Origin of the sequence: Blautia sp. JLR.GB0024 (assembly GCF_037000545.1) — a bacterium.
Classification (GTDB): Bacteria; Bacillota; Clostridia; order Lachnospirales; family Lachnospiraceae; genus Blautia; species Blautia celeris.
The window spans coordinates 24,310-47,726 of the sequence record NZ_JBANBF010000023.1; the positions used below are offsets into that span (position 1 = coordinate 24,310).

Sequence of the window (23,417 nt, forward strand, 5' to 3'; positions counted from 1 at the left end):
TCTACTTTGTCCGGTCTTCATTATGCGTTGCCGGATGAAAATGTACTTTAATATTATACCATCAAATACGGTGATGCACAACTTTAAATTGCAGTTCCCATTTTCGTGCAAAATGACGAACCCTTGTGCCGGGATCAAAAGCAGAAAAACGCCGTCATGTCTCAGACAGCGTTTCTCCCATTTTCATCCATATGATAAACTCTGTGGACATTCCCTTTTCCGGTTTTTTGGAAAGGCTGATATATCCCTTATGGGATTTCACGATCTTTTTGGCAATGGCAAGCCCCAGACCGGTTCCCTGCTTGCTGTTGCGGGACTCATCCCCCACAGTGAAGGGTTCAAAGATAACATCCGCAATCTCCGGAGGGATTCCCTTTCCGTTGTCCGAAATGGTGATCTTGATGCTGTTTCCCTCAGCCGCGATCTTAAAGCGCAGTATGGTTCCCTCCTGATTATGCCGCAGCGCATTGGCAATGATATTTTCAAACACGCGCCTGAACTGCTGTGCGTCAATGTCACAAAAGAGAGGCTCCTCCGGAATGTCCACCTCCAGGTCGAATCCGGCCAGAGCAATCTCATTGTATTTGGCTGCCAAATATTCCCTGGCAAACTCACAGATATTTTCCCTTTTCAGTGTAGGGCTGAAATCAGGATGCTCCAGTTTGCTGTACTCATAAAAGGTGTTGATCAGTTCATTGAGAGCTGAGGATTTCAGATAAATGGTCCTGAGATACTGTTCCCGCCGCTCCTCAGGTATCATACCGTCACAGATAGCCCTGGCATATCCCTGGATCACCGTGATAGGAGTCTTTAAATCATGGGAAATGTCAGCCAGCATCTTCTGCTTATCCCTGTCTGCCTTCAGACGCCTCTCCTCACTCTCGTTGAGCCGGTTGGCAAGTCTGACAAAATCATCACCTATCTCCACGAACTCATTTGGCCCTCTGTACTCATTGCTGGGCTTCTCCCCCTGCTGGTACTGGGTGATGGTGCGGCTCAGAGAAGTAAGCGGCACCTTTACCTTCCGGTTCAGTTTGAGCACAAAAACGGCCACAACGATAATATACAGCGGGATTGTCAGCAGCCAGAGCCGTTCCAGGGCAGAGACAATTTGGCGGTAACTGGGGTCATCTATCTTCTTATATTTGAAGACTGCCGTGTACTTTCTGCCGTCCTCCCCGGTAAACACATGTTTCTGGTATCCGTATTTTTTTGAGACCGAATCTGTCATATACTGCAGTTCCCTCTCCCCGAGACGCTTTGCAGGAAAGTCCATGGTATTGGTCAGCACCTTATAATTTTCATCCAGGATCATGAAACTCTCTGTCTCCTCATACATTTCGCCATCCTGACTGGGAATTTGCCCGTACCGTTTCACCAGGATCTGTTTCTTTCCCTCCTGATTCGTAAAGGTTGTCGTCTCCGTGAACTCCCAGAGTGTCATTTCCGGTATACAGTACAGCTCCGCAGCAGTGAAGGACGTCTCCATCTCGTCACTGCTCTTATACACCACCTTACAGTCCTCATCCAGAACTGCAAAGTCTCCTCTTTTGCCAAGCACCTTTTTATAAGGAAATTTATCATAACTGCCTGCCTCTAAAAGCCCCTCATTTTCTTCCAGGACACTGGTGCTGGGCAGGTCCAGACGCCTTTCAAAACCTTTGTTGATGACAGTGGAAATCAATGCCAAAATGCAGAGTATGGTCAGCGTAAATCCCACATAATTCTGTATAAGAAGAGCCAGAAAGCTTCCTGTTTTTCTCTTATCTGTCTTCAATCTTGTAACCCACTCCTCTTATGGTTTTTATGTAGCGTGGATTTTTCGGGTTATCTTCTATTTTATCCCTGAGATTGGAAATATGGACCATGATCGTGTTGTCATCGCTCTCAAAATACTCCCCGCTGGTGCTCTCGTAAATCTGCACCTTTGTATAGATAGTGCCCGGCTTTTTCATAAGCAGGGCCAGAATCTTGTACTCCATTGGTGTGAGCAGAACCTCCTCGCCCTTTTTCTTCAGGACAAGCGTCTGTGTATCCAGGCTCAGATCCCCCACCTTCAGAATATAGGATTCCTCCCGTTTCGGTTTCTCTGTATTTAACTGGTAAAAACGGCGGAGGTTGGAATTCACCCTTGCCACAATCTCAAGCGGGTCAAAAGGCTTCGCCATGTAATCGTCAGCTCCCAGATTCAGACCAAGGATCTTATCATTGCTCTTATCCCTGGCGGAGAGAATCAGAATGGGGATATTGCTGGTCTCCCGGATACGCCGGGTGAGCTCATATCCGTCCATCCGGGGCATCATAATATCAAGCACTGCCAGACTGATATCCTCCCTCTCCAGAATCTTCAGCGCCTCCACTCCATTGCCGGCCCCAAAGACGCAGTAGCCTTCATTCTCAAGATATAGTTTTAAAAGCTCCGCAATGTCCTGTTCGTCCTCAGCAATTAAAATTTTGTAATTCATGTACCTGCCTCACTTTCCTTTGTATAACCGAACGCATCCGATGTGCCCATTATAACACGTTTTTTGGTGTGATGAAACCAAAAGAGTGCTTTCCGCGTCTGCCGGACTTCTTCAGAAATATAAAAAGCGCCGCTGCACAACGCAGCGGCGCCCTATCTACAATGCTTCTGTATGCAGATTAGTCCTGAACATAAGGCATAATTGCCAGATGTCTTGCTCTCTTAATCTCTACAGTTAAAGCTCTCTGATGTTTTGCACAGTTTCCTGTGATTCTTCTCGGAAGGATTTTTCCTCTCTCAGAGACATATCTTTTTAATTTATTTGCATCTTTGTAGTTGATTTCGTTATTTTCTTTTCCACAGAACACGCAAACTTTTTTTCTTCTGCGTCCGCCTCTTCTCTTCATCGGAGAATCCGGTCTGTTACCTTTTTCGTAAGCCATGATTTTTTACCTCCTAATCAAATTCCGTCCTTTATCAGTTGAACGGTAACTCTTCGTCAATTCCGTCCGGAATGTTCATGAATCCGTCTGCAGAGGATGCTGCACCAGGTGTCGGTGAAGGCATTCCCATGCCCTGCATTCCCTGTCCGCCAGCCTGTCCCACATGGCTGTCGCTGACTGCTTTGCTCTCGGCGAACTCCTGGTCCTCAACCACAACATCTGTGGTGTAGACTTTTACGCCGTCTTTGTTCACATAGCTGCCTGTCTGGATTCTGCCGCTGATGGCGATCTTGATACCCTGACGGAAGTATTTTTCTGCAAATTCAGCCTGTCTTCCAAAAGCCACACATCCGATAAAGTCTGCGGTAGCTTCTCCGTCTCTCTTGAAACGGCGGTCAACGGCTATTGTATATCTGGCAATTGCCATAGAGTTTTCTCCTGCGGAGTATCTCACCTCAGGATCTCTGGTTAAACGACCCATTAAAATTACTTTGTTCATATCTCTACCTCATCATTTCTTACCTTGCACATAGTATCGGGAATCAGAAATCTACTTTCATAATTCTAAATGGATCCGCGTTTTGTGCCATCAGAAAGAATTAAGCGTCTTTTCTAACAACTAAATATCTTAATACATTGTCCATGATGCGAATGTGGCGTTCTACTTCTGCAGGGCAAGCTGCATCAGCTTCAAACTGGATGAAGTAGTAATATCCTTCGCGCATTTTCTGGATTTCGTAAGCTAATCTTTTTTTGCCCCACTCTTCTACTTCGGAAATAACTCCGTTGTAACGGGTAATGTAGCCTTTCGCTTTTTCCACAACTGCTGCACGAGCTTCATCTTCGATCTTCGCATTAACGACTAATGCTAATTCATATTTGTTCATGCTGTTTTTACCTCCTTATGGTCTTCTGGCCCTCTGATATGCAGAGAACAAGGATAAATAATATATCACGAGGATTTATTCTAACACATCATTCCTGGATATTCAAGCCTTTTTTTTCAAATCTTTGGTATTTTTCTCCACAATTCTCCTCGCCAGCATGATCTGATGACCACATCCTGTGCATTTCAGTCGAAAATCAGCACCTACCCGGAGGATTTCCCATTCCTGGCTGCCACAGGGGTGCTGTTTCTTCAGTTTTACAATATCTCCAACTTCATAACTGTAACCCATGTCCGGTTTCCTTTCTGTCTGCCTTTTCTGTTTTATTCCACGTGGATCTGTGAGAATACCTGCCCGATGGGCGCATTGATCACAAGGTCTGCCATCCGGTCCCTGGGCGTGGCATCCCGGTTGATGACTACCAGGTGCTTCCCGGTGAAATAATCGATCAGGGACGCTGCCGGATAGACAGCCAGGGAAGTTCCCCCGATGATCAGGACCTCTGCCTCGGCGATGGCCTGCACGGCTCTGGTGATCGTCCCGTTGTCCAGGCTCTCCTCATAGAGAACCACATCCGGCTTGATGATGCCGCCGCATTTTTCACATTTCGGCACGCCTTTTGCTGCCTTCATATAGGCAAAATCGTAGGATGTGCAGCATTTCATGCAGTAGTTGCGGTATACACTTCCGTGCAGCTCCAGCACGTTTCTGCTGCCGGCCATCTGATGAAGATTGTCAATATTCTGGGTAATGACAGCTTTTAACTTTCCTGCTTTTTCAAGCTCTGCCAGTTTTAAGTGCGCGGCATTTGGCTTCGCCGTATCACAGAGCATTTTGGCTTTATAAAAACGATAAAATTCTTCCGGTTTCCTCATGAAAAAGGTATGGCTTAAAATGGTCTCCGGCGGATACTCCCACTGCTGGTGATAAAGGCCGTCCACACTTCTGAAATCAGGGATACCGCTCTCTGTGGAGACCCCGGCCCCTCCGAAAAATACAATATTGCTGCTCTCTGAAATAATCTGCTGAAGCTTCTTCGTCCCTTCCATTATTTATATACCTCCGGCAGGCGTCTGGCCTGTATCACAAATCTGGTTGCATCATTTCCGGTGCAGGTTGAGAGTGTTACGATCTTATCGTCCTTGGTGGGCTCAGTGCCCACCTCAAATTCTGAGGCATCCCGCATTTTCTTCAGATACTGCGCGAACTGGTCATCCGGGGCGCTGAAAAGCGTGTAGGTATCGCCCGTGGCGGATGTTGTGTGCACCGTAAATATCTCGTAGCGGTAGCTCTTATCCGGCAGACAGATCCACAGATACGGACTGGTCAGGTTTTCCGGCTCGTGAAGTGTCCTGAAGGTGCCGAACATGGAACCGTTTTTCATATTATGCCCGTAAATGATGGTGTTGCAGTCTTCAAAATTGCTGTTGTTGGTGTGTTCCATAAAAATGGCGCCTGCGGCATTCTGCTGTCCCTCAAAAGTATAATGGAGGTAATGGTCATTGTCCGTCCCCTTCACGATAGGATAGCTCACATCAAGGGCTTCCATCTGAATCCATCCCACAATGTCAGGATTGATCTCTTTGAGGCCGGCAAAGTCGATCTGGGGGCCTATCAGCTCCTCCTTCTTCTCCTCCTCCTTGGCTTTGGGTTCGTCCTTTTTGTCCTCTTTCCCGGCTTCGGGTTCTTTTACATATTCCCTTATCTTGTCGTATTCATCGGTTCCTTTTTTGTACTCCAGATAAATATTAACAAGCTGGTACGCGGAAAAAAGGAATACACAGATAGCTGCAATGAGAATGATATTCCGCAGTATGCCTCCGAATGTTGTCTTCTTTTTATTCTTCCTACTCATGGGTGTCTCCTATCAACTGTAGTTATCGTAAAACGCATTGTAGTCCTCAGAAATAATCCTGGAGCTGGGGACCAGTTTTATGGTCAGCTCATCCGCTGTCACTGTGGTGCCTTTGGGCAGTACCGCATTTTTATATTCTCTTGTATAATCCGGATACTCTCCGCTGGGACTGGAATCCATCAGAAAACTGAAGTTCAGTCCATACTCCTGCCCCTGTTCCTTTGGAAGTTCATAGGTCACGATTCCAAAATCATCCGCAGCTATGACAATATCGTAGGTCCCTTCCGGGAAATCTTCCCCTGCCACCATGGTGTCCGTCAGTGTGATCTCCTCTGTCAGTGGATTTGCGGAAGGTGTCACAACGGCTTCTGTCTGTGCGTTTTCGGATGTGATATGTATATTTCCGCCGCCGTTTACCATGACAATGGCACCGGTAAACAATCTCACGTCATCTAACTGCTGTACCTGGTTCTCATCCTCACCGAAATATTCGCTGAACCACACATTACTGTCCATATCAGCCACTTCCAGACGCATGCCTTCGCCGCCCTCTGCAACGTACCGGCCCTCCGGGATGTCATATCCCACCATGTACGCCCCCGCAGACAGTTCTGTGTCCCAGTTCTCCCCATCCGGCGCCAGTTCTTTTGTAGTGTACTGGTAGGGATCGAAGGTGTATTCCGGATAATCGTAGGGCTGCTGGTAATCAAACGGTTCCTGGTAATCCGGGTCGTTAATGATCTTTTCTGTTGTCACAGTGGTCTCTGACTTGTTGGCATAGCCAATGGACACCAGGATCATGCCTGCCAGGACTGCCACCACAACCACAGTGATCCCCGCTTTGTTGCTGCCCCGTCCTCTGCCCGGCGAATACATGCCGGAACTTCCCGGTCTTTTTGACATATCACGTAAACGGTTGAAATCCACTGTGTTTTTGGTATTTCCGCCGTTCAAAGTATATTTTCCCGGAGCTTTTCCGGCTCCCTGGTTTTTTTTCGCTGCGTTCCCGCCCTGGCCCGAAGGGCTGTACTGCTGCTGACGGGGATGGTTCAGAGCCGGCTTCCTGTAAAGTTCTGTGCTCTCCTCCCCGTGCACATGCGTTAGGGGGACATCCTCGCACTGGCTGCGATTCACCTGGGAACGGTATGCGGCATCCGATTTATTGTTGTCCATACCACATTCTGTGCAGATTCCGTTTCTTAATTTTCCACCGCATAGGATACATTTTCCCGCCATCTGTTCTCCTGCCTTTCTGCTGTTGGTGTGTTGGTTGGTTTTTGTTTTATTGTACCATAGTTGCGGGGGAAACTGAATGGTTTTTTTGAAAAGTGGCGGCAGAGCTTTTGGACACCCCGGGAAACGTCGTCCAAAGGACATGGGAAGTAAGGCTTTTTGCCTTCGATTTATTTTCTTGACATTAGTATAAAAAGGGACTATACTGAATATACTTAAATATATAACGCGGGATGGAGCAGTCTGGAAGCTCGTCGGGCTCATAACCCGAAGGTCGTAGGTTCAAATCCTACTCCCGCTACTCTGAAAAAAGGCCAGGAGAAATGTCTCCCGGCTTTTTTTGTGTACAACTTACAGGTTGTGTACCGCAAAAAAAGAGTGCAGAACCTTCTCTTCCAAAGGTTCTACACTCTTCTGAACGTCATGCCGTATATATCATACCGCGTTCTATATTTCCGCCTGTATCACGCGCCCCAAACGTGGGAACAGCCTGCATGCGGTGTCATCCTTTTCCTATTAAAAGCCTCTGCTTATCTCTTCCTGCAGTTCCACCGTCACGGTCTGAATCTTCATTCCTCCCTGTGCAAAATACAGCCTTATATAGTTATGAGGGCCGAACAACGGACCAATGTTTTTTTCTATCTCTATCCACTCCCCATTCGTTCCGTTGATGGTAATCGTCCCCTCCAGGTGCCCGTTTGCAAATACGGAGACAGGAATCTGCGCCAGCTCACTGCCGTCTGCCTTTACTTTCAGGCGCACGGTATAAGATCCGAAAGTATCCAGTAAAATCCCGTACACCACGCTTTTTCCTTTTGACGTATCTATCTCTGTACCGTCCAGAACCAGCTTTCCGTCCACCTTGTGATAGGTAATATCAAAATCCACCTTGTCCTCTCCGGCCATAACTTCACCGGCCTTTTTTTCCTCCTCGGACATTCTGCCGAGGGACCGTTCCATCACCGGAGATTTCATGAGCATGCGGCAGATATTTCCCGCACTCCGCAGAAGAGCGCCGCGTTTCAGAGTTCCCTCTTTCAGGCTCTTCATCAGGTTATCTTTATTTGTGAGCGAATCCTGTGTCACCATATAGACATCATTCTGACTCCGTACCATAGCGGCCAGATTATCCGTGGAGGCAGGGCCTCCCTCGTCGTTTAAGTCAGCCCACCAGTCAGTCATAACCATACCGTCAAAATTCCATTCTTTCCTCAGGATGGTGGTCAGAAGGTCGTAATTGCTGGCTGTCCACAGACCGTTTATTGCACCGTAGGTGGTCATGATGGAATAGGCTTTTCCCTCTTTTACTGCAATCTCAAAGCCCCGGAGATAGATTTCCCTCAGTGCCCGCTCTGACATGACGGAGTCCAGAAGTCTTCTGTGGTATTCCTGGTTATTGGCCGCAAAATGTTTCACGGTTCCTGTTACACCATAGCGTGCCATACCCTTTAACTGGGCGGATGCCATCATACCGGTCAGATACGGGTCCTCTGAGAAATATTCAAAGTTACGTCCATTTAAGGGATTTCTGTGGATATTGATTCCGGGGCCGAGAAGCGTATCAATGCGATTTTTCCTGAGCTCGGCGCCTTCCATTTCGTATAAGGCCTCTGACAGCTCTGTGTCAAATGTGCAGGCCAGACAAGTACCGTTCGGCATGGAAAATGCAGGTGTTCCGCAGTCCATACGGATACCGGAAGGGCCATCCGCACAGCAGCCGCAGGGAATGCCGTACCTCTGCAGGGATTCCGTGACACCGCCGAAAGCCGCTGCAGTTCCGGGCGTTACCTTTGGAGAACACATGCCTTCCCCTCTGACGATGCAGCACAGATCCTCCTCTGAAAGCTGTGCCAGAAATTCATCCAGGGACAGTTCCCCGTCAAAAACTTCTCCCAGTGTGTATCCTTTATCCCCTGTGTAAGTAATGTCCGGAAGCGTTTCCGTCTGCACACGTTCCTGCATTTTATGAGTGCGTACAGGCACCTCTTCCCACGCCAAAACACCACCTTTTCCGACGCGCATTCTCTCAAATTTCCTGACCGGGCCGGCAGCTTCCGTACAGACAGAAATCACCTCTGTCTCCGGAATCTCAAAGCTTCCGGCAGCTTCGGCGCTTCGCACATCTGTACCTGCATAGACTTCATAACTGCCCTTCTCCAGAACATAACAGGACTTGTGTCCTGTCACGCCGCTGTCGTCATAGGAGGCGATATCATAATCCGAAAACTTTAAGGTAAGTTCCTGTTCTTCTCCCGGAACAAGGCATTTTGTCTTGGCAAACGCAGCGAGATTTCTAAGGGGTTTCCCTAATTTTCCCTGGGGAGGATTTACATATACCTGCACCACTTCTTTTCCCGGAAGGGCGCCTATGTTGGTGACCTTTACACGGACTATTGTCTCCCCATCCCGGTGTTCTGCCGGGCTGCACGTGATTCCAAAGCCGGTATAAGACAGACCAAATCCAAAGGGATACAGCACTTTGTCCCTGGCAAACGTCTCAAAATAACGGTACCCCACATAGATATCCTCTGTGTAGAGATCAAAGGTATCTCCACCGAAATTCTCTGTGGAGGGGTAGTCAGAGATATCATGTGCGATGGTATCAGCCAGTTTTCCGCAGGGATTTACCCGTCCTGTCAGCACATCTGCAACACTGTGGCCGCCTTCCTGGCCTCCCTGCCAGGTGTAAAGAACAGCGGATGGTCTGTATTTATCCACCCACTTCATGTCAATGATATTTCCTACATTCAGGACAACAATGACTCTCTCAAAGGCACGGCACACCTTAGAAAGCATATCCTCTTCCAAATCCGTCAGAAGATAGCTTCCCTTCTCTGCCGAAGCGTCCCTGTCCTCCCCTGCAGTACGGCCGATCACAATGACTGCCGCGTCGGATTTAGCCGCTGCCTCCTCCACCAGTTTTTCTTCCAGAGGCATTTCCTCCTGGCACCAGGGCTCCTGCGCCCAGCCGCTTCCCTGGTCAAAAGGATGCTCTGCGATCCAGGAACGGTAAACCTCTGCCAGTTCCTCATTGACGGACAGATTTTCTTCCTCCAGCAGGGCATCGGTTATACCCACTACATATTTTGCATTTACAAGGCCTCCTGAACCGGTTCCGCTCTTATAATAATGGAACTGGATCCTGCCGAATACGGAAATCGTCTCCTTTTTTAAGGGCAGGGCCTGATGGTCATTTTTAAGCAATACCGCTCCCTCTGCTGCTGCCTGACGGGCAAGGGAGGCGTATTTTTCCCAGTTGATCACATATTTATTTTCCACTTTGTTTCTCCTATCCGCGTGATTTATTCTTTCTTCATTTTACCTTCGCGCGGAGTAAAAGACAATATGACGTTTTTGACACATATTAGGCTGATTTTGACCTGAAAAAACAGGCCTGCCGGACGGAAAGGACTCCGTCCGACAGCCTGCTGTCTTCCGATCACTCAAAATATTCCCGTATGGCCCCTGCAAAATACTGTGCCATACCTTCCCCGTACTGTCCGTCAAATGCCTCTTTTGCTGCCTGGTTTTCCCGGTAAAGATCTGCCAGCTCCAGCATTATTTTCTCTGCGTCGGATATCTGGTAAAGCTGTTTTGAAACAAATTCATACTCGCCGATAGGGGATTTGACCTCAAAAGAATCCTGCGGCATCTCTCTTTTTGCTGCCAGTCTGCTGCAGATATCATTAAGCCGGTTCTGGTATGCCTGCACAACCTCAGCACCGGCAACTCTTCAATTTCCGCTTTGCTGAACACATCAAAATCCATCTTGTCTTCTCCTTTCAAAATGTCATTCATGTTGGAAATCAGGCGTTCCAGGCGCTTCATTTTCAGTTCCAGAAGTCTTTTCTGGCTTCTCAAAACCTGCTCCCGGTCATAATCAGGACTGTCCAGAATGGCCTTTATTTCTTTCAGAGGCATATCAAACTCCCGAAAGAATAGAATCTGCCGCAGAATCTCCAGGGCTTTATCGTCATAAAACCTGTATCCCGCCTCATTACATACCGTGGGTCTTAACAGACCAATCTGATCATAATAATGAAGCGCGCGCACGCTGATACCTGTCATTTCAGAAACCTGTTTTACAGTCCTCATATATTTCTTCCTCCTGTCTTTCCTGATTTACAGATTACACTATGACGCTCCGTCAGAGTCAAGAGGATATTTAAGTTTTTTCCTAACCGGACGTCACCCGGCCCCTGGCATCTCTTACGCAAACACCCGCAACGCTCGGCCGAGCTAACCGTTAACTGCAACTAAGACGCTCGGGAAAGCCCTCGCGCCTAAGTTTCCGTAAACGGTGGATCTCGTCCTCCCTAAATACGCGGGCAAATGTTTGCGTAAGAGATGCCAGGGCCCGGGTGACTGTATATTGGATAACGGAAGATTTCAAAAACATAATATTTTAAAATTCTCGCTTCCAACGCACAGTCATGGGGGCATGGGTATCTCTCATGCAGACATTCCCGCGCTTTTAGCGATGGCAAGATCCACCGTTTACGGAAACTTAGACACGAGGGCTCTCCCGAGTGCTCTTAGTTGCAGTTAACGGTTAGCTTGACTGAGCATTGCGGGTGTCTGCGTGAGAGATACCCATGCCCCCATGACGTCCGGTTCAGCCATATACCCACATATTTTCCTTGTTGCTCCCAATATTCTGTGCTATGCTTTTTATCAGAATGATTTAGTACGGGGCGCAAATCGTTAAAATAGTTACAAACACGCCCCTGGAAAGGCGGGGAGCATATGAAATTACCAGACAACTCTGATATGGATCTGAAGGAGCAGAAAGACCACGGCACAGCCTCTTTCCCCTGCGGCCTCTATGAAATCTTCGAGGTCACAGACTGGGAAGGGGTAAAACATCACTGGCATGACGAGGTAGAAATCCTGTATTTTATGAAGGGCGACTTCGAACTGGATGTCAATATGGAGACTTATCACATACAGGAGGAGTGTTTTTATTTCATCAATGCCGGGGATCTGCATTCCATCCATCCAAAGTCCGCCTGCCTGGAATCTGCCGTGCTCTTTCACCCTCGCATTTTAAGTTTTGACAATTATGATATCGCCCAGAGCCGTATCCTCCAGCCCCTGTTAAAGAAAAAACTCTTTTTCCCCCTGTGTCTGAGTCCTAAGGACCCCGCCTTTTCTGCAGTCAAAAAAGAATATCTGGATATTGTAAACGTATTTTACCAGAGTGGTTCCTACCTCTCCAAGGAAGGGCAGACGGTGACGGAAGACCTGCCCTCCCAGCTCTTTATCCGGGCCGGCCTCCTGAAAATACTGGGTATTCTGGCAGGTGAGGGACTGCTGACCACACAGGAGAAAACCGATGATTACAGAGTGGAAATCATCAAAAATTCCCTGGCATACATCCATGAGCATTATCAGGAAAAATTCTATATCCACGACCTGGCCCGGCAGGCAGGCATGAACGATCAGTATTTCTGCCGCTTTTTTAAAAAGGCCATCGGCAGGACGCCTGTCACCTATATCAATGAATACCGCATCGGCCGCGCCATCACCCTGCTCCAGGACACGGAGCTGCCGGTCATGGACATCTGTCTGGACTGCGGTTTCAACAATCTTGGGAATTTTCTTCGGGAGTTCCGTAAGAAGACCGGCTCCACGCCTCTGCAGTACAGAAAAACTTTCCGCAGCGAAAAGTCATAATTTCGTAGTTTTTAATCAAATATTCGTAAGACAAACCGTGTCAAATGTCAGTATAATAATCCTCGTCAGGCGGCAGAAGAAAGCCGCCAAAAATCAGATCGATCATACGGAGGTATATTGAACATGCAAAGAAAATGGTGGCACGGCAAAGTGGCATATCAGATTTATCCAAAAAGTTTTTATGATTCCAACGGAGACGGCATCGGTGATCTGCCGGGCATCATCAGCAAGCTGGACTATTTAAAGGATTTGGGTGTGGACATCATCTGGATTTCCCCCATCTATGCATCTCCTTTTGCAGACCAGGGTTATGATATCTCGGATTACTATAAAATCGACCCCTCCTTCGGCACCATGGAGGATATGGACCACCTGCTGAAAGAGGCAGAAAAACGCGGTATGTACATTCTCATGGACCTGGTGGTAAACCACTGTTCCGATGAACATGAATGGTTCCAAAAGGCCTGCGCGGACCCGGACGGGGAATACGGCAACTTCTTCTACATAGAGGACAGAAAAGAAGGCGAACTGCCCTGCAACTGGAGAAGCTACTTCGGCGGCTCTGTGTGGGAACCCCTTCCCGGACGCCCGGACAAGCAGTACATGCACGTGTTCCACAAAAAACAGCCGGACCTGAACTGGGAAAACGAAGCCGTCAGGGAAGAGGTTTACAAAAACATCAACTGGTGGCTGGACAAGGGCCTTGGCGGGTTCCGCATTGACGCGATCATCAATATCAAGAAAAAGCTTCCTTATAAAAATTATCCGGTTGACCGCGAAGACGGATTGAGCCTCATTGACAATATGCTGGAGGATGCCACAGGGGTTGGTGAATTTCTGGGCGAAATGCGTGACCGCACCTTCAAGCCCCACGACGCGTTTACGGTAGGTGAAGTCTTCAATGAAAAAGAAGAGGAGATCCCTGATTTCATCGGAGACAACGGCTACTTCTCCTCCATGTTTGACTTTGCTGAAACCTCTTTCGGCAAGAGTGAAAAGGGATGGTATGACTGTAAACACATCACACCGGATGACTACAAGAAATGCTGCTTCCACTCCCAAAAGCGCGTAGGTGACATCGGATTTTTATCCAACATCATTGAAAACCATGACGAGCCCCGGGGTGTCAGCTACTATATTCCGGAAGGTGACTGCTGCGATACCAGCAAAAAAATGCTGGCTGCTCTGTATTTCATGCTGAAAGGCCTTCCTTTCATCTATCAGGGACAGGAGATCGGCATGGAAAACCTGGGTGTGATCCCACTGGAGGAGGTTGACGATATCAGCGCTCTTGACCAGTACCACGTAGCACGGGAGGCCGGATATTCTGAGGAAGAGGCGCTGAAGATCATGGCAACCTACAACCGTGACAACGCCAGATCTCCCATGCAGTGGAACAGTCGGGAGAACGCCGGCTTCACTACAGGTAAACCATGGCTTATCCTCAATCCCAACTACACAGAGATCAATGTGGAATCCCAGATCCATGATGAAAATTCCGTGTACGCTTTCTATAAGGCACTGATCGCCCTGAGAAAAGATCCGGAATATCAGGAAACCGTAGTGTACGGGGAGCTGGTTCCCTATCTCGAGGAGCGCCACAACCTTATGTCCTATTTCCGCAGAGGTGACAAGGACCTGCTTGTGATCGGCAATTACCAGAAGGAGGAGCAGACCATAGAACTGCCTGCTGCCTGCAAAAAGGTCCTGATCAACAACTATCCTGATATGAACCTTACAGATCATTCCATAACCTTACACAGCTACCAGGTATTGGTGCTGGAACTGGAGAAATAACTGTAACGGTTGGGTACCCTCACAGTTACGGGCAGACCTGCTGATTCGTTACAAATAGGTTTCCATTTCCGCTGCATCTATGATAAAATAACCCCATAAGCCCAAGCGGTACATCCGCCGGCTCTGAATACGATCAGGGGGTTTTACCTATGAGAGAAAGCGGAATTTTACTTCCCATATCCAGCCTTCCGTCAGGCTACGGAATCGGCTGTTTTTCAAAAGAAGCCTATACATTTGCGGACCAGCTCGCATCTGCCGGGCAGAAATACTGGCAGATTCTGCCTCTGGGTCCCACTAGCTACGGAGATTCACCTTACCAGTCATTCTCCACCTATGCAGGCAATCCTTACTTTATTGACCTGGAGGTTCTGATCAGCGAGGGTGTACTCTCGCAGGAAGAATGCGACGATGCTGACTTCGGCAGCGATCCCAGGTCTGTGGACTACGGAAAGATATACAAAGCGCGTTTTAAACTGCTCCGCACAGCATACGAGCGGAGCAATGTATCACAGAATCAGGATTTTCTGACTTTTTGTTCCGATAATTCCTGGTGGCTTGAGGACTATGCGCTCTTCATGGCAGTGAAGAATTTCTTCGGGGATGAATGCTGGGACCAATGGCCGGAGGATATCAGAAAACGCTATGGATATGCCCTGGACTACTACAGGGAAAAACTGTATTTTGATATCGAATTTTACAAATATATGCAGTTTCAGTTCACCTGCCAGTGGCAGAAGCTGAAATCCTATGCAAACCAAAAGGGCATCCGGATCATCGGGGATATCCCCATCTATGTTGCCTACGATAGTGCTGATACCTGGGCACATCCGGAGCTGTTCCAGCTTGACGAAGATAATGTGCCCGTGGCTGTAGCCGGCTGTCCGCCCGATGGATTCGCCGCAGACGGCCAGCTCTGGGGCAATCCTCTTTACCGCTGGGATTACCATAGAAACACCGGATTTGCCTGGTGGATGGAACGTCTCTCCTACACCTTCCGGCTCTATGACGTGGTGAGAATCGACCATTTCCGGGGATTTGACGAATATTTTTCCATTCCCTACGGAGACACCACCGCCTGGAACGGGCACTGGGAAAAAGGCCCCGGCATGGAGATTTTCAACAAAATGAAGGAAGTCCTTGGCTGGAGAGATGTCATTGCCGAAGATCTGGGATATGTGACCGATTCTGTGCGCCATATGGTCTGGGAAAGCGGATTTCCCGGCATGAAAGTGTTTGAATTTGCCTTTGACACCAGGGATACGGGATGTGCCAGTGACTACCTGCCCCACAATTATCCTGAGAATTCCGTGGTCTATACAGGCACCCATGACAATGCCACATTAAATGGTTGGTACCAGGATATTTCAGCGAAGGAAAAGGAAATGCTGCGTGATTACCTGCACGACTACACTACTGCAGACAGAAGTCTGTACTGGGAGGTCATCTGCCGGGTCATGGGAAGCTGCGCACGCCTGTGCATCATCCCCATGCAGGATTACCTGGGCCTTGGCAATGACTGCCGCATGAACACCCCGTCCACTCTGGGTGAAAACTGGAAGTGGCGGCTCCTGCCCGGTGAATTTTCGCAGGATTTACAGAACCGGATACGGAAAATCACAAGAATTTATGAAAGGTAACAGATTATGACGCAAAAAGAACGCATGCTGAAAGAAATGCTCTACTACCCGGCAGATACCGTGCTTACCGAAGAGCGTGCAAAAGCAAAAGAGCTTTGCTATGACTTTAACCAGTGCCGCCCTTCCCAGGGAGAAAAAAGAGTTGCCATCTTAAAGGAACTGCTGGGAAAGACCGGAGAGAATGTCTGGATGGAACAGCCCATCTATTTTGATTACGGCAGCAACACGGAAGTGGGTGAAAACTTCTTCGCCAATGCCAACTGTGTGATTTTAGATGTCGCTAAAGTGACCATCGGAAAAAATGTTATGTTTGCCCCCAATGTCTCCATCTACACTGCCGGCCATCCCCTGCACCCGGAAACCAGAAATTCCGGCTGGGAATATGGTATCGGAATATCCATCGGTGACAATGTATGGGTAGGCGGCAATGTGGTGATCAATCCGGGCGTGCATATTGGAAACAATGTGGTGATCGGCTCCGGCAGTGTTGTCACAAAGGATATCCCGGACAACAGCGTGGCCGTGGGAAATCCGGCCAGGGTCATCAAAGAGATCACGGATGAGGATAAGAAATATTATTTCAAAGACCGCCTCTTTGAGACCGGCGGAGAGATTACAGAATAAGCATAAAAAGCCCGTATCATAAGGCTGCATTACGGCAGTCTTTTGGTACGGGTTTTATCGTTCCGGAAGATCCGATGTCTCTTTGGATCAATCCAGGGGTATCTTCAGGATAAAAGAGAGCATTTCGTCTTCTAAGGTACAGGTTATCTCGCAGTTTAGCTTCTGCACCATTTTCTTCACCATCGTAAGGCCCAGTCCTGTCCCGGAAAGATGTTTATTGCGTGACTGCTCTCCCACATAGTATGGATCCCATATTTTCTCCAGATTCAGGTGTTCCTTCCGGCACTCATTTTTTATGATGAAAACCACCTGTTCGGCGTTTTTCTGCAGGGTGATCCATATCTTATGACCGGAAGCGTATTTTACGGCGTTTGTGATCAGGTTGGAAAAAACAGATTCCATCCACTCTCCGTTTGTTGTCACCACAGTCTGCGCTTGGATATCCGGGACAAATTCCAGATTCTGCTCTTTCGAAAGCGGCGTGCAGGATTCCAGGATATCCTGCAGCATGTCACTGAGATCATATGGTTCAAGGGATGGCTCTTTTTTCTCAATGCGGGTCAAAAACAGCAGCCTGTTTATCATCCGGTCCATCTGACTGCTCTGCTGCATGATCGTGTCCAGAAAGGTGCCGTCATCCAGACCGTCTTTTATCCCGTCTGCATAGAGCCTGATCAGGGAAACCGGCGTTTTCAGATCGTGGGCGACATTGTCCAGAAGCTGTTCCATCTGTTCATTTTTATTCTGCAGGGATTTCTGGTAGGCCGTGATCTGGTTTCCCATGGCATTGAGATTGGCGGCTGCCCTCTCCAGTTCATCATTCGTCTGGATCTCCAGCGGATGAAATTCGTTTCTTCCCATGGAGGCAGCAAAGGCATCGAATTGTTTCAGCGGCGCGGTCACCCTTCTCACCAGAATAAAAATAAACAGAAGAGACAGTAAAATGGTAAGGAAACTAATGGATACCGTACATGCGTTCATGATCCGGACCGCATCTTTTATATCCGGAAGGATCATGGCAACTGAAAACAGTCTGGAGTCCCCGGCAGCGTATTCCACAAGCAGACTGTAATTTAATTTTTCCTGGCTGTAGAGGCGGATTCTGTTCTTCCCACGCATCACCTCTTTGTAATCTTCTTCCCACAGCCAGAACTTCTGAAACCCAACACCTTTTACCTGAAAAGCATCTCTTATTTCATAATTGATCATGTCATTGTCCGAGCTGCGGCTGTCTGCGGATACGGCTATCACTTTATTTTCCGCCTCAATTTCCCGAATTGCCTCTTCATAGGGTACGCCGTCATCCACTGCTTCCATGAGCCTGCCGCAGATCTCAGAGAGACTCTTTTTTTTCTGGTGCAGATAATATTTATCCACAAAACCGGCGTTTAACAGGGCTGATGCACAGGTGGAAACGGACAGTATGACAAGAATGCCTGCCATGAATTTTTGTGATAGCTTATTCATAAGCTTCCTCCATCCTATAGCCTGAGCCAAAACTGGTTTTGATGCAGGAATCACCGATTTTTTTTCTCAGACGCCGGATATGCGTATCCACGGTCCGCACATCCCCTGCGTAATCCATCCCCCAGACGCTGTCCAGAATCTGTTCCCTGGACAGGATCATGTTCTTATTCACGAGAAAATAATGAAGCAGATCGTATTCCTTTTTCGTCAGATTCACCTTCTTTTGGTCCATCCGCACCTCATGAGTCTGGGGATTCAGGGAAACCGCTCCGCAGCGCAGGATGGATTCCATATTGCACAGTTTTTTTATGCGCACCAGCAGGATCTCCATATCAAAAGGTTTCCTGATATAATCGTCTGCCCCTGTGACAAGGCCCTGTAATTCACTGGCTGCTGCTGACTTTGCGGTGAGCATGATGATCTTCACCGGAATTTTCATACGGCGGATCTCCCTGCACACAGAAAGTCCGTCTCTTCCGGGCATCATCCAGTCTAAGATCATCAGGTCCGCCCCATCCGTTTCAAAATAATCAAGCGCGTCCTCCCCGTTAAAAACAGTCTGCACGGTGTACCCCTCTCTCTCCAGATACAGCTTTAAAATACGGCTCATATTTTCATCATCTTCTGCGATCAAAACCTTCATATGTTTTCTCTCCCCAATATTCAGATATAAATTTCAAACACTGTGATTTCCGGAACCACACCAAAGCGGGCGGAAATATGGGTAGTCCCAAGTCCGGTATTTACATACAGCTTCTGTTTCCCCTCCTCTCCCACCCGGTACATCCCTCCGCTGTATTTGGAGGAGAGGGAGGTCGCTGCCACGGCCCTTTCGTTTACAAAGGGAAGAAACGGAATCCTGACCTGCCCTCCATGGCTGTGCCCGCTTAAGATCAGTGGATGACCGCTGTCCGGAAACGTCAGGACGCTGTCCGGCTCATGGGTCAGGAGGATCTTAAAATCCGCCGCGTCCGTTCCGGTCATATCCGGCATGGACGGCTGCCCCAGAAGAGCATCATCCAGACCTGTAAACTGTATTTTTTTCCCGTTCTTCGTTGTAATGAACATACTCTCATTTTTAAGTAATGTAAACCCCGAAAGTTCCATGATCTCCTGATATTTTCGCACCGCACCGCCGCCGTAGTCCCTGTTTCCCCATATGGCGATCTTTCCATATTCCGCATGCAGCTTTTTCAATTCGGAGATAATGCGGCTGTCATCGCTGTATTTTGCATAATTATCATATAAATCTCCTGTAAAGACAACAAAATCCGGTGACAGGCGATTGCATCTCTCCACTATTTTCTCCAGATTTTTGTATGTGAAGTCCTCCTTTATATGAATATCTGAGATCTGAACGATCTTTACAGGTTCTGCACTGCTTTCTTCTGCCCCCATGGCAAAGGTATTGACGCTGATCCGGAACGGTTCGATCCGAAATGCATAGAAGATACAGCCTGCGGCCAGAAGAAATAACAGACAAACGGCGAAAATCAGTTTCTTTAATATTTTCATAATTCATTTTTACTCCCTTTCTCAGTATGGAATCAAATTGTTTTCTTCATCCATCCTGTTAAAGGATAAAAAAGAGTTGTGACAGCCATGTTACAAAAAACGGCATGGAGGCCATAATTGCTTATGAATCTCCATGCCGTGGTCTTTAAGCTTCTTGTTATGCTTTGACGGCCCAGCGCATTTTTGTAGACCTTGCACGTGGATTTCTTCTGCATTCCTCTGCGGACGGCCGGATCACTTCTGTGGATACTTCCCTGTATACACCTGCTTTGCAAAGCTGCTTGAAGGATTTTTTCACAAGCCTGTCCTCCCCTGAATGAAAGGTCAGAATAGCCGCGCGGCCGCCCTCTGCCAGAACATCGGGCAGCTTCTCCAGAAAGGCTTCCAGCACCTCAAACTCGCTGTTCACATCAATCCTGAGTGCCTGGAAGGTTCTCTGGCAGGATTTTTTCACAGCCTCCTCCCGCTCCTTTTCCGGTACACGGCAGAGTGCTTTCTCGATGATTCTGCGAAGCTGTGTGGTGGTGGACACCTCATTTCCTTTTTTTAATTCCTGCATAACAGCCCTGGCGATCTCCTCTGCAAAAGGCTCGTCTGAATTTTCTACCAGCATTCCCTCCAGTTCTTCCTGGGTCACTTCCTTAAGGCGCTGCGCAGCGGAGACACCCTTTTGGGGGTTCAGCCTCAGATCCAGAGGCCCGTCCGTTTTGTAGGAAAATCCTCTGTCCGGATTGTCTATCTGCATGGAGGAAACACCCAAATCCGCCAGAACAAAATCAAACTTTCCGGCCTGTTCTGCCACCTGGTCAATATCAGCGAAATTTTTCTGTATGATGGTAAGTATCTCAGGGCCGTATCCTTTTTTCTGCAGCCGCTCTCTCGTCTTTTCCATCTCAATGGGGTCCACATCCAGGGCATAAATATGGCCTTCTGCCTGCAGGCATTTCAGCATTTCCGACGTGTGTCCGCCGTACCCGAGGGTTGCATCCAGACCTGTCTGCCCCGGCTGTATCTGCAGAAAATCCAGGATTTCCTTTACCATAATGGAAATGTGCATTCCGGCAGGTGTACTGCCTTTTTCAATGACCTTTTGGATGGTATCCGCGTATTTCTCCGGCTGCAGTTCTTTATATTTTTCTTTATAATTTCTTGGATGGGTGCCTTTATAGCGGACACGGCGCTTGTGCTGCTGTTCTTTCTTTTCCATTGCTGCTGCTCCTTTTATATACAAAATGGGGAACGGTTCCGTTCTCCCGGCTGCTGAACCTGTCTTTTCCTTATTTTGTCCAGCTATGGCTCCGGGTCTTTACGCTCTCCCCTGACTTGACTGCGCTTTTTATCATACAGTCAAGATACTGGTCCTGACAGGCTTCCTCCAGGGAATAGAAACTCTCACCACCGCATACATACTGATGCATTTTCCAGACAGTATCTGCTATGGCAATTTCCTCGTCACTGAGTCTCGGCCTTCCGAATGGATTAAGGTACAGCCATTCTCCGGCTGCCTGGATTCCCTCTATGACCGGAGCGCCAAGTCCCTCGTCTATACCGGAACCGCTTCTTGTCATATTGTATTCCACCGGTGTTTTGTAATCTTTCAGACAGCGGACGGTATTGTTTTCTATTTCCCCTCTGTCACCTCGGATCAGCACTCTGCTGCCCCGGATTTTTGAAAAATACTGTTCTTCCGTAAAATCAAACACGCCCCATTTGCTGCCAAAATCAAGCACTGCAAACTGCTGTCTGTCCTGTATGATCTGCTCTTTCTCGGGATATCCGGCGCGTCCCGGGCCTTCCACAATGGGATTGGTAAATTCCCATGCCCGAATCACACAGTTTTCAAATCCCACATCCAGATATTTTCTGAGCAGGCTGACACCGTGATATCCATGGCCCACGGAAATCTGTGCCTGTGTCACACGGCCGATCCTTCCCGACTCAATGACAGCCATCCTCGCCATATGGGCGGGCCGCAGCCAATACTGCTCTGCGAACTGCACTCTGGATGGATCCTTAATCCCGTGATAATACTCCTCAATGGCATCTGCGCAGTTCAGCGCAAATGTCTCGCTGAGCACATAAAAGCCCAGATCAGAAGCCTTATTAAGCATCGCCGGCATCACATCCGGGGAGAGGCACATGACCACAAATTCCACCTCTTCCCTGCACTTGGCAAGCGCATCCAGGTCAGGCAGAACCTTAACGCCCCATTGACGCTCCAGCCGTTTTGCTTTTTCCGGATTCCGCTCCACCACAATGCTCACATGAAAAAATTCCGGAAGCTCTTTTGCCGCCCTCAGGAAAAATTCAGCCCTCCATCCGGCGCCCACAATACCAAATACTGCTCTTTTCATACCCATCTCCTCCTACAGAATCTCACAGAACTCGATTCTTTCTCTGTTCGGCCCTTCAATGATAAAAAATTTGATTCCTTTTTCCCAAAAAGGAAGACTGTTGATTCCCGGGGTCAGCATGGTATATCCCTCCTGTTTCATTTTCTCATACAGCTCTTCCACATGTTTTGTGTCAAGCGCAAAATGATCCACACTGCCGTCACGCTCCGACGCGGCACCATTTTCATATATTTCCAGTGTTAAATTTTCATATCTCAGGAAGGCCACAGTCTCTGCCCCGTTTTTTACCTGATAAATATTTTCAAATCCCAGTTTTTCATAAAACTCAAGACTTTTCTTTATATCATTTGTGGGAATTCCAATATGCTGCAGTCCTGTAACATAATTTTTCATCATATGCATTCTCCTTTTCTTATGTGATGCCTGTACTGTTTTCTTATACTATTTTCTGGCACAACCGATCATGCCCGGCATTCTGCTGTGGGGCAATCGTGTAGTTTTATACTATCATAATTCGGGGAAACTGGCTATCAGAATTCCTCTGCCCGTCATATAAAAATATATGTAACTGTCCGGTCGGGTCCTGCGCATTTTGTGTACTGACCGTACATAAGAATAACGGAAGCAGATATCTGCCCCGTGGCAAAGCGTTTTTTCATAGGCAAATGCCGCGAATGCTTCTGACGGCCGGATGGTTACAAATATAATTGATGATAGGGTTTGTCATATGCCGGATATGGCATAGAATTGTAAGACAGGGATGCTGCAGGCAAATGGCCGCAGCATCCTTATATGATAATTTTAAAACGCCGTTTAGATTTTATCCATTTCTTTCATAAACTCTGCAACTGACTCCGCGCGTGCCGCCAGCTTCAGATATTTTGAAAGGATATCCGTATCCTGTTCCTCCAGGATTTTACTTCTGAGTTCATCCGGTATCATACCTGAATCCTGCAGCAAAAGCAGGATAGATTCCGCTTTGCCCAGCGCTTTGCCTTCTGCTCTGCCCTCCACTCTGCCTTCTGCACGTTCATCCTTCAATAACTCTTCCAGCAGCATAAACTTCTCCTCCATTTCCCGGCTGCTTCTGATATCCTCCATGGACTTCTGAATCTTTCTGATAAAGCTGTCCTGGTAGTCCCGGGTACTGTCTGCCTCGCCGGCTCTGACAAATTCAAGAAATTTAACAAGTTTTTCAGGCACCTCTGCCGTATTGTTTCCGCATGTGCTCAAAAAAATAGTAGTGCTTCCGTCTGCAATGGATAAGCCTGTCTCCGTGCAGATGTTTTGGAAAGTATAGCGGTACTTTTTCTGCCCGAATGGATCAAAATCGCAGATAAAAATCACATAGGCCGCAGGAAGTTCCCTGTAGTCTTCTCCCGTCAGCAGCAGTTCCATATCCATTTGGCTGTGATAATATCGGGCTCTTTTTCCCAGATGGGATTTTTTTGCTACCTGCATTTCA

The 23,417-nt window shown here is 48.0% G+C and carries 23 protein-coding genes and 1 tRNA gene; 5 read left to right on the forward strand and 19 right to left on the reverse strand.

From position 1 onward, the window contains the following. Nucleotides 1-154 precede the first annotated feature (154 nt). From V8Q34_RS25610 to V8Q34_RS25650, 9 genes are all read right to left on the reverse strand, one after another. Nucleotides 155-1,777, reverse strand: a complete 1,623-nt coding sequence (locus tag V8Q34_RS25610; RefSeq protein ID WP_103731754.1) for a sensor histidine kinase — start codon at nt 1,775-1,777, stop codon at nt 155-157. After that, complete coding sequence (locus V8Q34_RS25615) at nt 1,764-2,465, reverse strand: response regulator transcription factor (RefSeq protein WP_335836565.1); 702 nt, start codon at nt 2,463-2,465, stop codon at nt 1,764-1,766. Before V8Q34_RS25615 ends, V8Q34_RS25610 begins: the two co-directional genes overlap by 14 nt. 178 nt (nt 2,466-2,643) lie before the next feature. After that, complete coding sequence (gene rpsR / locus V8Q34_RS25620) at nt 2,644-2,907, reverse strand: 30S ribosomal protein S18 (RefSeq protein WP_033140218.1); 264 nt, start codon at nt 2,905-2,907, stop codon at nt 2,644-2,646. A 34-nt stretch (nt 2,908-2,941) separates the two neighbouring features. After that, entirely contained in the window at nt 2,942-3,406 is a 465-nt protein-coding gene (locus V8Q34_RS25625; RefSeq protein WP_033140219.1) for a single-stranded DNA-binding protein, read from the reverse strand. Nucleotides 3,407-3,506: 100 nt separating this feature from the next. Further along, nucleotides 3,507-3,794 (reverse strand): 30S ribosomal protein S6, encoded by a 288-nt coding sequence (rpsF, locus tag V8Q34_RS25630; protein WP_033140220.1) that lies wholly within the window; start codon nt 3,792-3,794, stop codon nt 3,507-3,509. Between the two features lie 102 nt (nt 3,795-3,896). Continuing rightward, entirely contained in the window at nt 3,897-4,085 is a 189-nt protein-coding gene (locus V8Q34_RS25635; RefSeq protein ID WP_033140221.1) for a DUF951 domain-containing protein, read from the reverse strand. 32 nt (nt 4,086-4,117) lie between these two features. Beyond that, on the reverse strand, nt 4,118-4,843 hold the full coding sequence (locus V8Q34_RS25640) for an NAD-dependent protein deacylase (protein ID WP_033140222.1): 726 nt from the start codon (nt 4,841-4,843) through the stop codon (nt 4,118-4,120). Further along, the gene (gene srtB, locus V8Q34_RS25645; protein WP_335836566.1) at nt 4,843-5,649 is read right to left on the reverse strand and encodes a class B sortase; all 807 of its coding nucleotides are present in this window, start codon (nt 5,647-5,649) and stop codon (nt 4,843-4,845) included. The genes V8Q34_RS25640 and srtB overlap by 1 nt, the downstream gene beginning before the upstream one ends. A gap of 12 nt (nt 5,650-5,661) precedes the next feature. Then, nucleotides 5,662-6,885 carry a hypothetical protein gene (locus V8Q34_RS25650; RefSeq protein ID WP_335836567.1) on the reverse strand — a complete coding sequence of 408 codons (1,224 nt, stop codon included), beginning with the start codon at nt 6,883-6,885 and terminating at the stop codon, nt 5,662-5,664. Between the two features lie 224 nt (nt 6,886-7,109). On the opposite strand from V8Q34_RS25650, the gene V8Q34_RS25655 reads away from it, so the two are divergent. Beyond that, nucleotides 7,110-7,183, forward strand: a tRNA-Met gene (locus V8Q34_RS25655). A 215-nt stretch (nt 7,184-7,398) separates the two neighbouring features. Here the strand turns inward: V8Q34_RS25655 and V8Q34_RS25660 are convergent. The 3 genes from V8Q34_RS25660 to V8Q34_RS25670 form a co-directional block, all read right to left on the reverse strand. Then, the gene (locus V8Q34_RS25660) at nt 7,399-10,161 is read right to left on the reverse strand and encodes a glycoside hydrolase family 3 protein (protein ID WP_335836568.1); all 2,763 of its coding nucleotides are present in this window, start codon (nt 10,159-10,161) and stop codon (nt 7,399-7,401) included. Between the two features lie 160 nt (nt 10,162-10,321). Further along, nucleotides 10,322-10,552, reverse strand: a complete 231-nt coding sequence (locus tag V8Q34_RS25665) for a TipAS antibiotic-recognition domain-containing protein (RefSeq protein ID WP_335836573.1) — start codon at nt 10,550-10,552, stop codon at nt 10,322-10,324. Next, the gene (locus V8Q34_RS25670; RefSeq protein ID WP_335836569.1) at nt 10,441-10,977 is read right to left on the reverse strand and encodes a MerR family transcriptional regulator; all 537 of its coding nucleotides are present in this window, start codon (nt 10,975-10,977) and stop codon (nt 10,441-10,443) included. Before V8Q34_RS25670 ends, V8Q34_RS25665 begins: the two co-directional genes overlap by 112 nt. 651 nt (nt 10,978-11,628) lie before the next feature. Between V8Q34_RS25670 and V8Q34_RS25675 the strand changes: the two genes are divergently transcribed. From V8Q34_RS25675 to V8Q34_RS25690, 4 genes are all read left to right on the forward strand, one after another. Continuing rightward, the gene (locus tag V8Q34_RS25675) at nt 11,629-12,558 is read left to right on the forward strand and encodes a helix-turn-helix domain-containing protein (RefSeq protein WP_148393395.1); all 930 of its coding nucleotides are present in this window, start codon (nt 11,629-11,631) and stop codon (nt 12,556-12,558) included. A gap of 123 nt (nt 12,559-12,681) precedes the next feature. After that, a complete protein-coding gene (locus V8Q34_RS25680) occupies nt 12,682-14,355 on the forward strand; it encodes an alpha-glucosidase (protein WP_227210231.1) in 1,674 nt (557 codons plus the stop codon). 149 nt (nt 14,356-14,504) lie between these two features. Then, the gene (malQ, locus tag V8Q34_RS25685) at nt 14,505-15,992 is read left to right on the forward strand and encodes a 4-alpha-glucanotransferase (protein ID WP_033140229.1); all 1,488 of its coding nucleotides are present in this window, start codon (nt 14,505-14,507) and stop codon (nt 15,990-15,992) included. Between the two features lie 6 nt (nt 15,993-15,998). Then, nucleotides 15,999-16,616: a sugar O-acetyltransferase gene (locus tag V8Q34_RS25690; protein WP_033140230.1), complete on the forward strand. Its 618-nt coding sequence runs from the start codon at nt 15,999-16,001 to the stop codon at nt 16,614-16,616. An 87-nt stretch (nt 16,617-16,703) separates the two neighbouring features. On the opposite strand, the gene V8Q34_RS25695 is transcribed toward V8Q34_RS25690, so the two are convergent. The 7 genes from V8Q34_RS25695 to V8Q34_RS25725 form a co-directional block, all read right to left on the reverse strand. Next, nucleotides 16,704-18,083 (reverse strand): sensor histidine kinase, encoded by a 1,380-nt coding sequence (locus V8Q34_RS25695; protein ID WP_227210230.1) that lies wholly within the window; start codon nt 18,081-18,083, stop codon nt 16,704-16,706. Next, nucleotides 18,076-18,726: a response regulator transcription factor gene (locus V8Q34_RS25700; RefSeq protein WP_227210229.1), complete on the reverse strand. Its 651-nt coding sequence runs from the start codon at nt 18,724-18,726 to the stop codon at nt 18,076-18,078. Before V8Q34_RS25700 ends, V8Q34_RS25695 begins: the two co-directional genes overlap by 8 nt. 20 nt (nt 18,727-18,746) lie before the next feature. Next, complete coding sequence (locus V8Q34_RS25705) at nt 18,747-19,598, reverse strand: metallophosphoesterase (protein WP_335836570.1); 852 nt, start codon at nt 19,596-19,598, stop codon at nt 18,747-18,749. Nucleotides 19,599-19,755: 157 nt separating this feature from the next. Next, nucleotides 19,756-20,805, reverse strand: a complete 1,050-nt coding sequence (rsmH, locus tag V8Q34_RS25710; protein ID WP_033140234.1) for a 16S rRNA (cytosine(1402)-N(4))-methyltransferase RsmH — start codon at nt 20,803-20,805, stop codon at nt 19,756-19,758. Nucleotides 20,806-20,875: 70 nt separating this feature from the next. Next, complete coding sequence (locus V8Q34_RS25715; RefSeq protein ID WP_335836571.1) at nt 20,876-21,952, reverse strand: Gfo/Idh/MocA family protein; 1,077 nt, start codon at nt 21,950-21,952, stop codon at nt 20,876-20,878. 12 nt (nt 21,953-21,964) lie between these two features. Further along, complete coding sequence (locus V8Q34_RS25720) at nt 21,965-22,348, reverse strand: VOC family protein (RefSeq protein ID WP_033140236.1); 384 nt, start codon at nt 22,346-22,348, stop codon at nt 21,965-21,967. Between the two features lie 417 nt (nt 22,349-22,765). Then, on the reverse strand, nt 22,766-23,417 hold a 652-nt coding region (locus V8Q34_RS25725), incomplete at its 5' end, for an Rpn family recombination-promoting nuclease/putative transposase (protein ID WP_335836572.1).

Excerpts from the sequence above, each read along its gene's own strand:
- V8Q34_RS25680 (WP_227210231.1), top strand. The coding sequence starts at position 12,682 with ATGCAAAGAAAATGGTGGCACGGCAAAGTGGCATATCAGATTTATCCA.
- rpsF (WP_033140220.1), bottom strand. The coding sequence starts at position 3,794 with ATGAACAAATATGAATTAGCATTAGTCGTTAATGCGAAGATCGAAGAT.
- rsmH (WP_033140234.1), bottom strand. The coding sequence starts at position 20,805 with ATGGAAAAGAAAGAACAGCAGCACAAGCGCCGTGTCCGCTATAAAGGC.
- V8Q34_RS25670 (WP_335836569.1), bottom strand. The coding sequence starts at position 10,977 with ATGAGGACTGTAAAACAGGTTTCTGAAATGACAGGTATCAGCGTGCGC.
- V8Q34_RS25640 (WP_033140222.1), bottom strand. The coding sequence starts at position 4,843 with ATGGAAGGGACGAAGAAGCTTCAGCAGATTATTTCAGAGAGCAGCAAT.
- V8Q34_RS25720 (WP_033140236.1), bottom strand. The coding sequence starts at position 22,348 with ATGATGAAAAATTATGTTACAGGACTGCAGCATATTGGAATTCCCACA.
- srtB (WP_335836566.1), bottom strand. The coding sequence starts at position 5,649 with ATGAGTAGGAAGAATAAAAAGAAGACAACATTCGGAGGCATACTGCGG.
- V8Q34_RS25700 (WP_227210229.1), bottom strand. The coding sequence starts at position 18,726 with ATGAAGGTTTTGATCGCAGAAGATGATGAAAATATGAGCCGTATTTTA.
- malQ (WP_033140229.1), top strand. The coding sequence starts at position 14,505 with ATGAGAGAAAGCGGAATTTTACTTCCCATATCCAGCCTTCCGTCAGGC.
- V8Q34_RS25675 (WP_148393395.1), top strand. The coding sequence starts at position 11,629 with ATGAAATTACCAGACAACTCTGATATGGATCTGAAGGAGCAGAAAGAC.
- V8Q34_RS25705 (WP_335836570.1), bottom strand. The coding sequence starts at position 19,598 with ATGAAAATATTAAAGAAACTGATTTTCGCCGTTTGTCTGTTATTTCTT.
- rpsR (WP_033140218.1), bottom strand. The coding sequence starts at position 2,907 with ATGGCTTACGAAAAAGGTAACAGACCGGATTCTCCGATGAAGAGAAGA.
- V8Q34_RS25650 (WP_335836567.1), bottom strand. The coding sequence starts at position 6,885 with ATGGCGGGAAAATGTATCCTATGCGGTGGAAAATTAAGAAACGGAATC.
- V8Q34_RS25615 (WP_335836565.1), bottom strand. The coding sequence starts at position 2,465 with ATGAATTACAAAATTTTAATTGCTGAGGACGAACAGGACATTGCGGAG.
- V8Q34_RS25635 (WP_033140221.1), bottom strand. The coding sequence starts at position 4,085 with ATGGGTTACAGTTATGAAGTTGGAGATATTGTAAAACTGAAGAAACAG.
- V8Q34_RS25690 (WP_033140230.1), top strand. The coding sequence starts at position 15,999 with ATGACGCAAAAAGAACGCATGCTGAAAGAAATGCTCTACTACCCGGCA.
- V8Q34_RS25715 (WP_335836571.1), bottom strand. The coding sequence starts at position 21,952 with ATGAAAAGAGCAGTATTTGGTATTGTGGGCGCCGGATGGAGGGCTGAA.
- V8Q34_RS25625 (WP_033140219.1), bottom strand. The coding sequence starts at position 3,406 with ATGAACAAAGTAATTTTAATGGGTCGTTTAACCAGAGATCCTGAGGTG.
- V8Q34_RS25695 (WP_227210230.1), bottom strand. The coding sequence starts at position 18,083 with ATGAATAAGCTATCACAAAAATTCATGGCAGGCATTCTTGTCATACTG.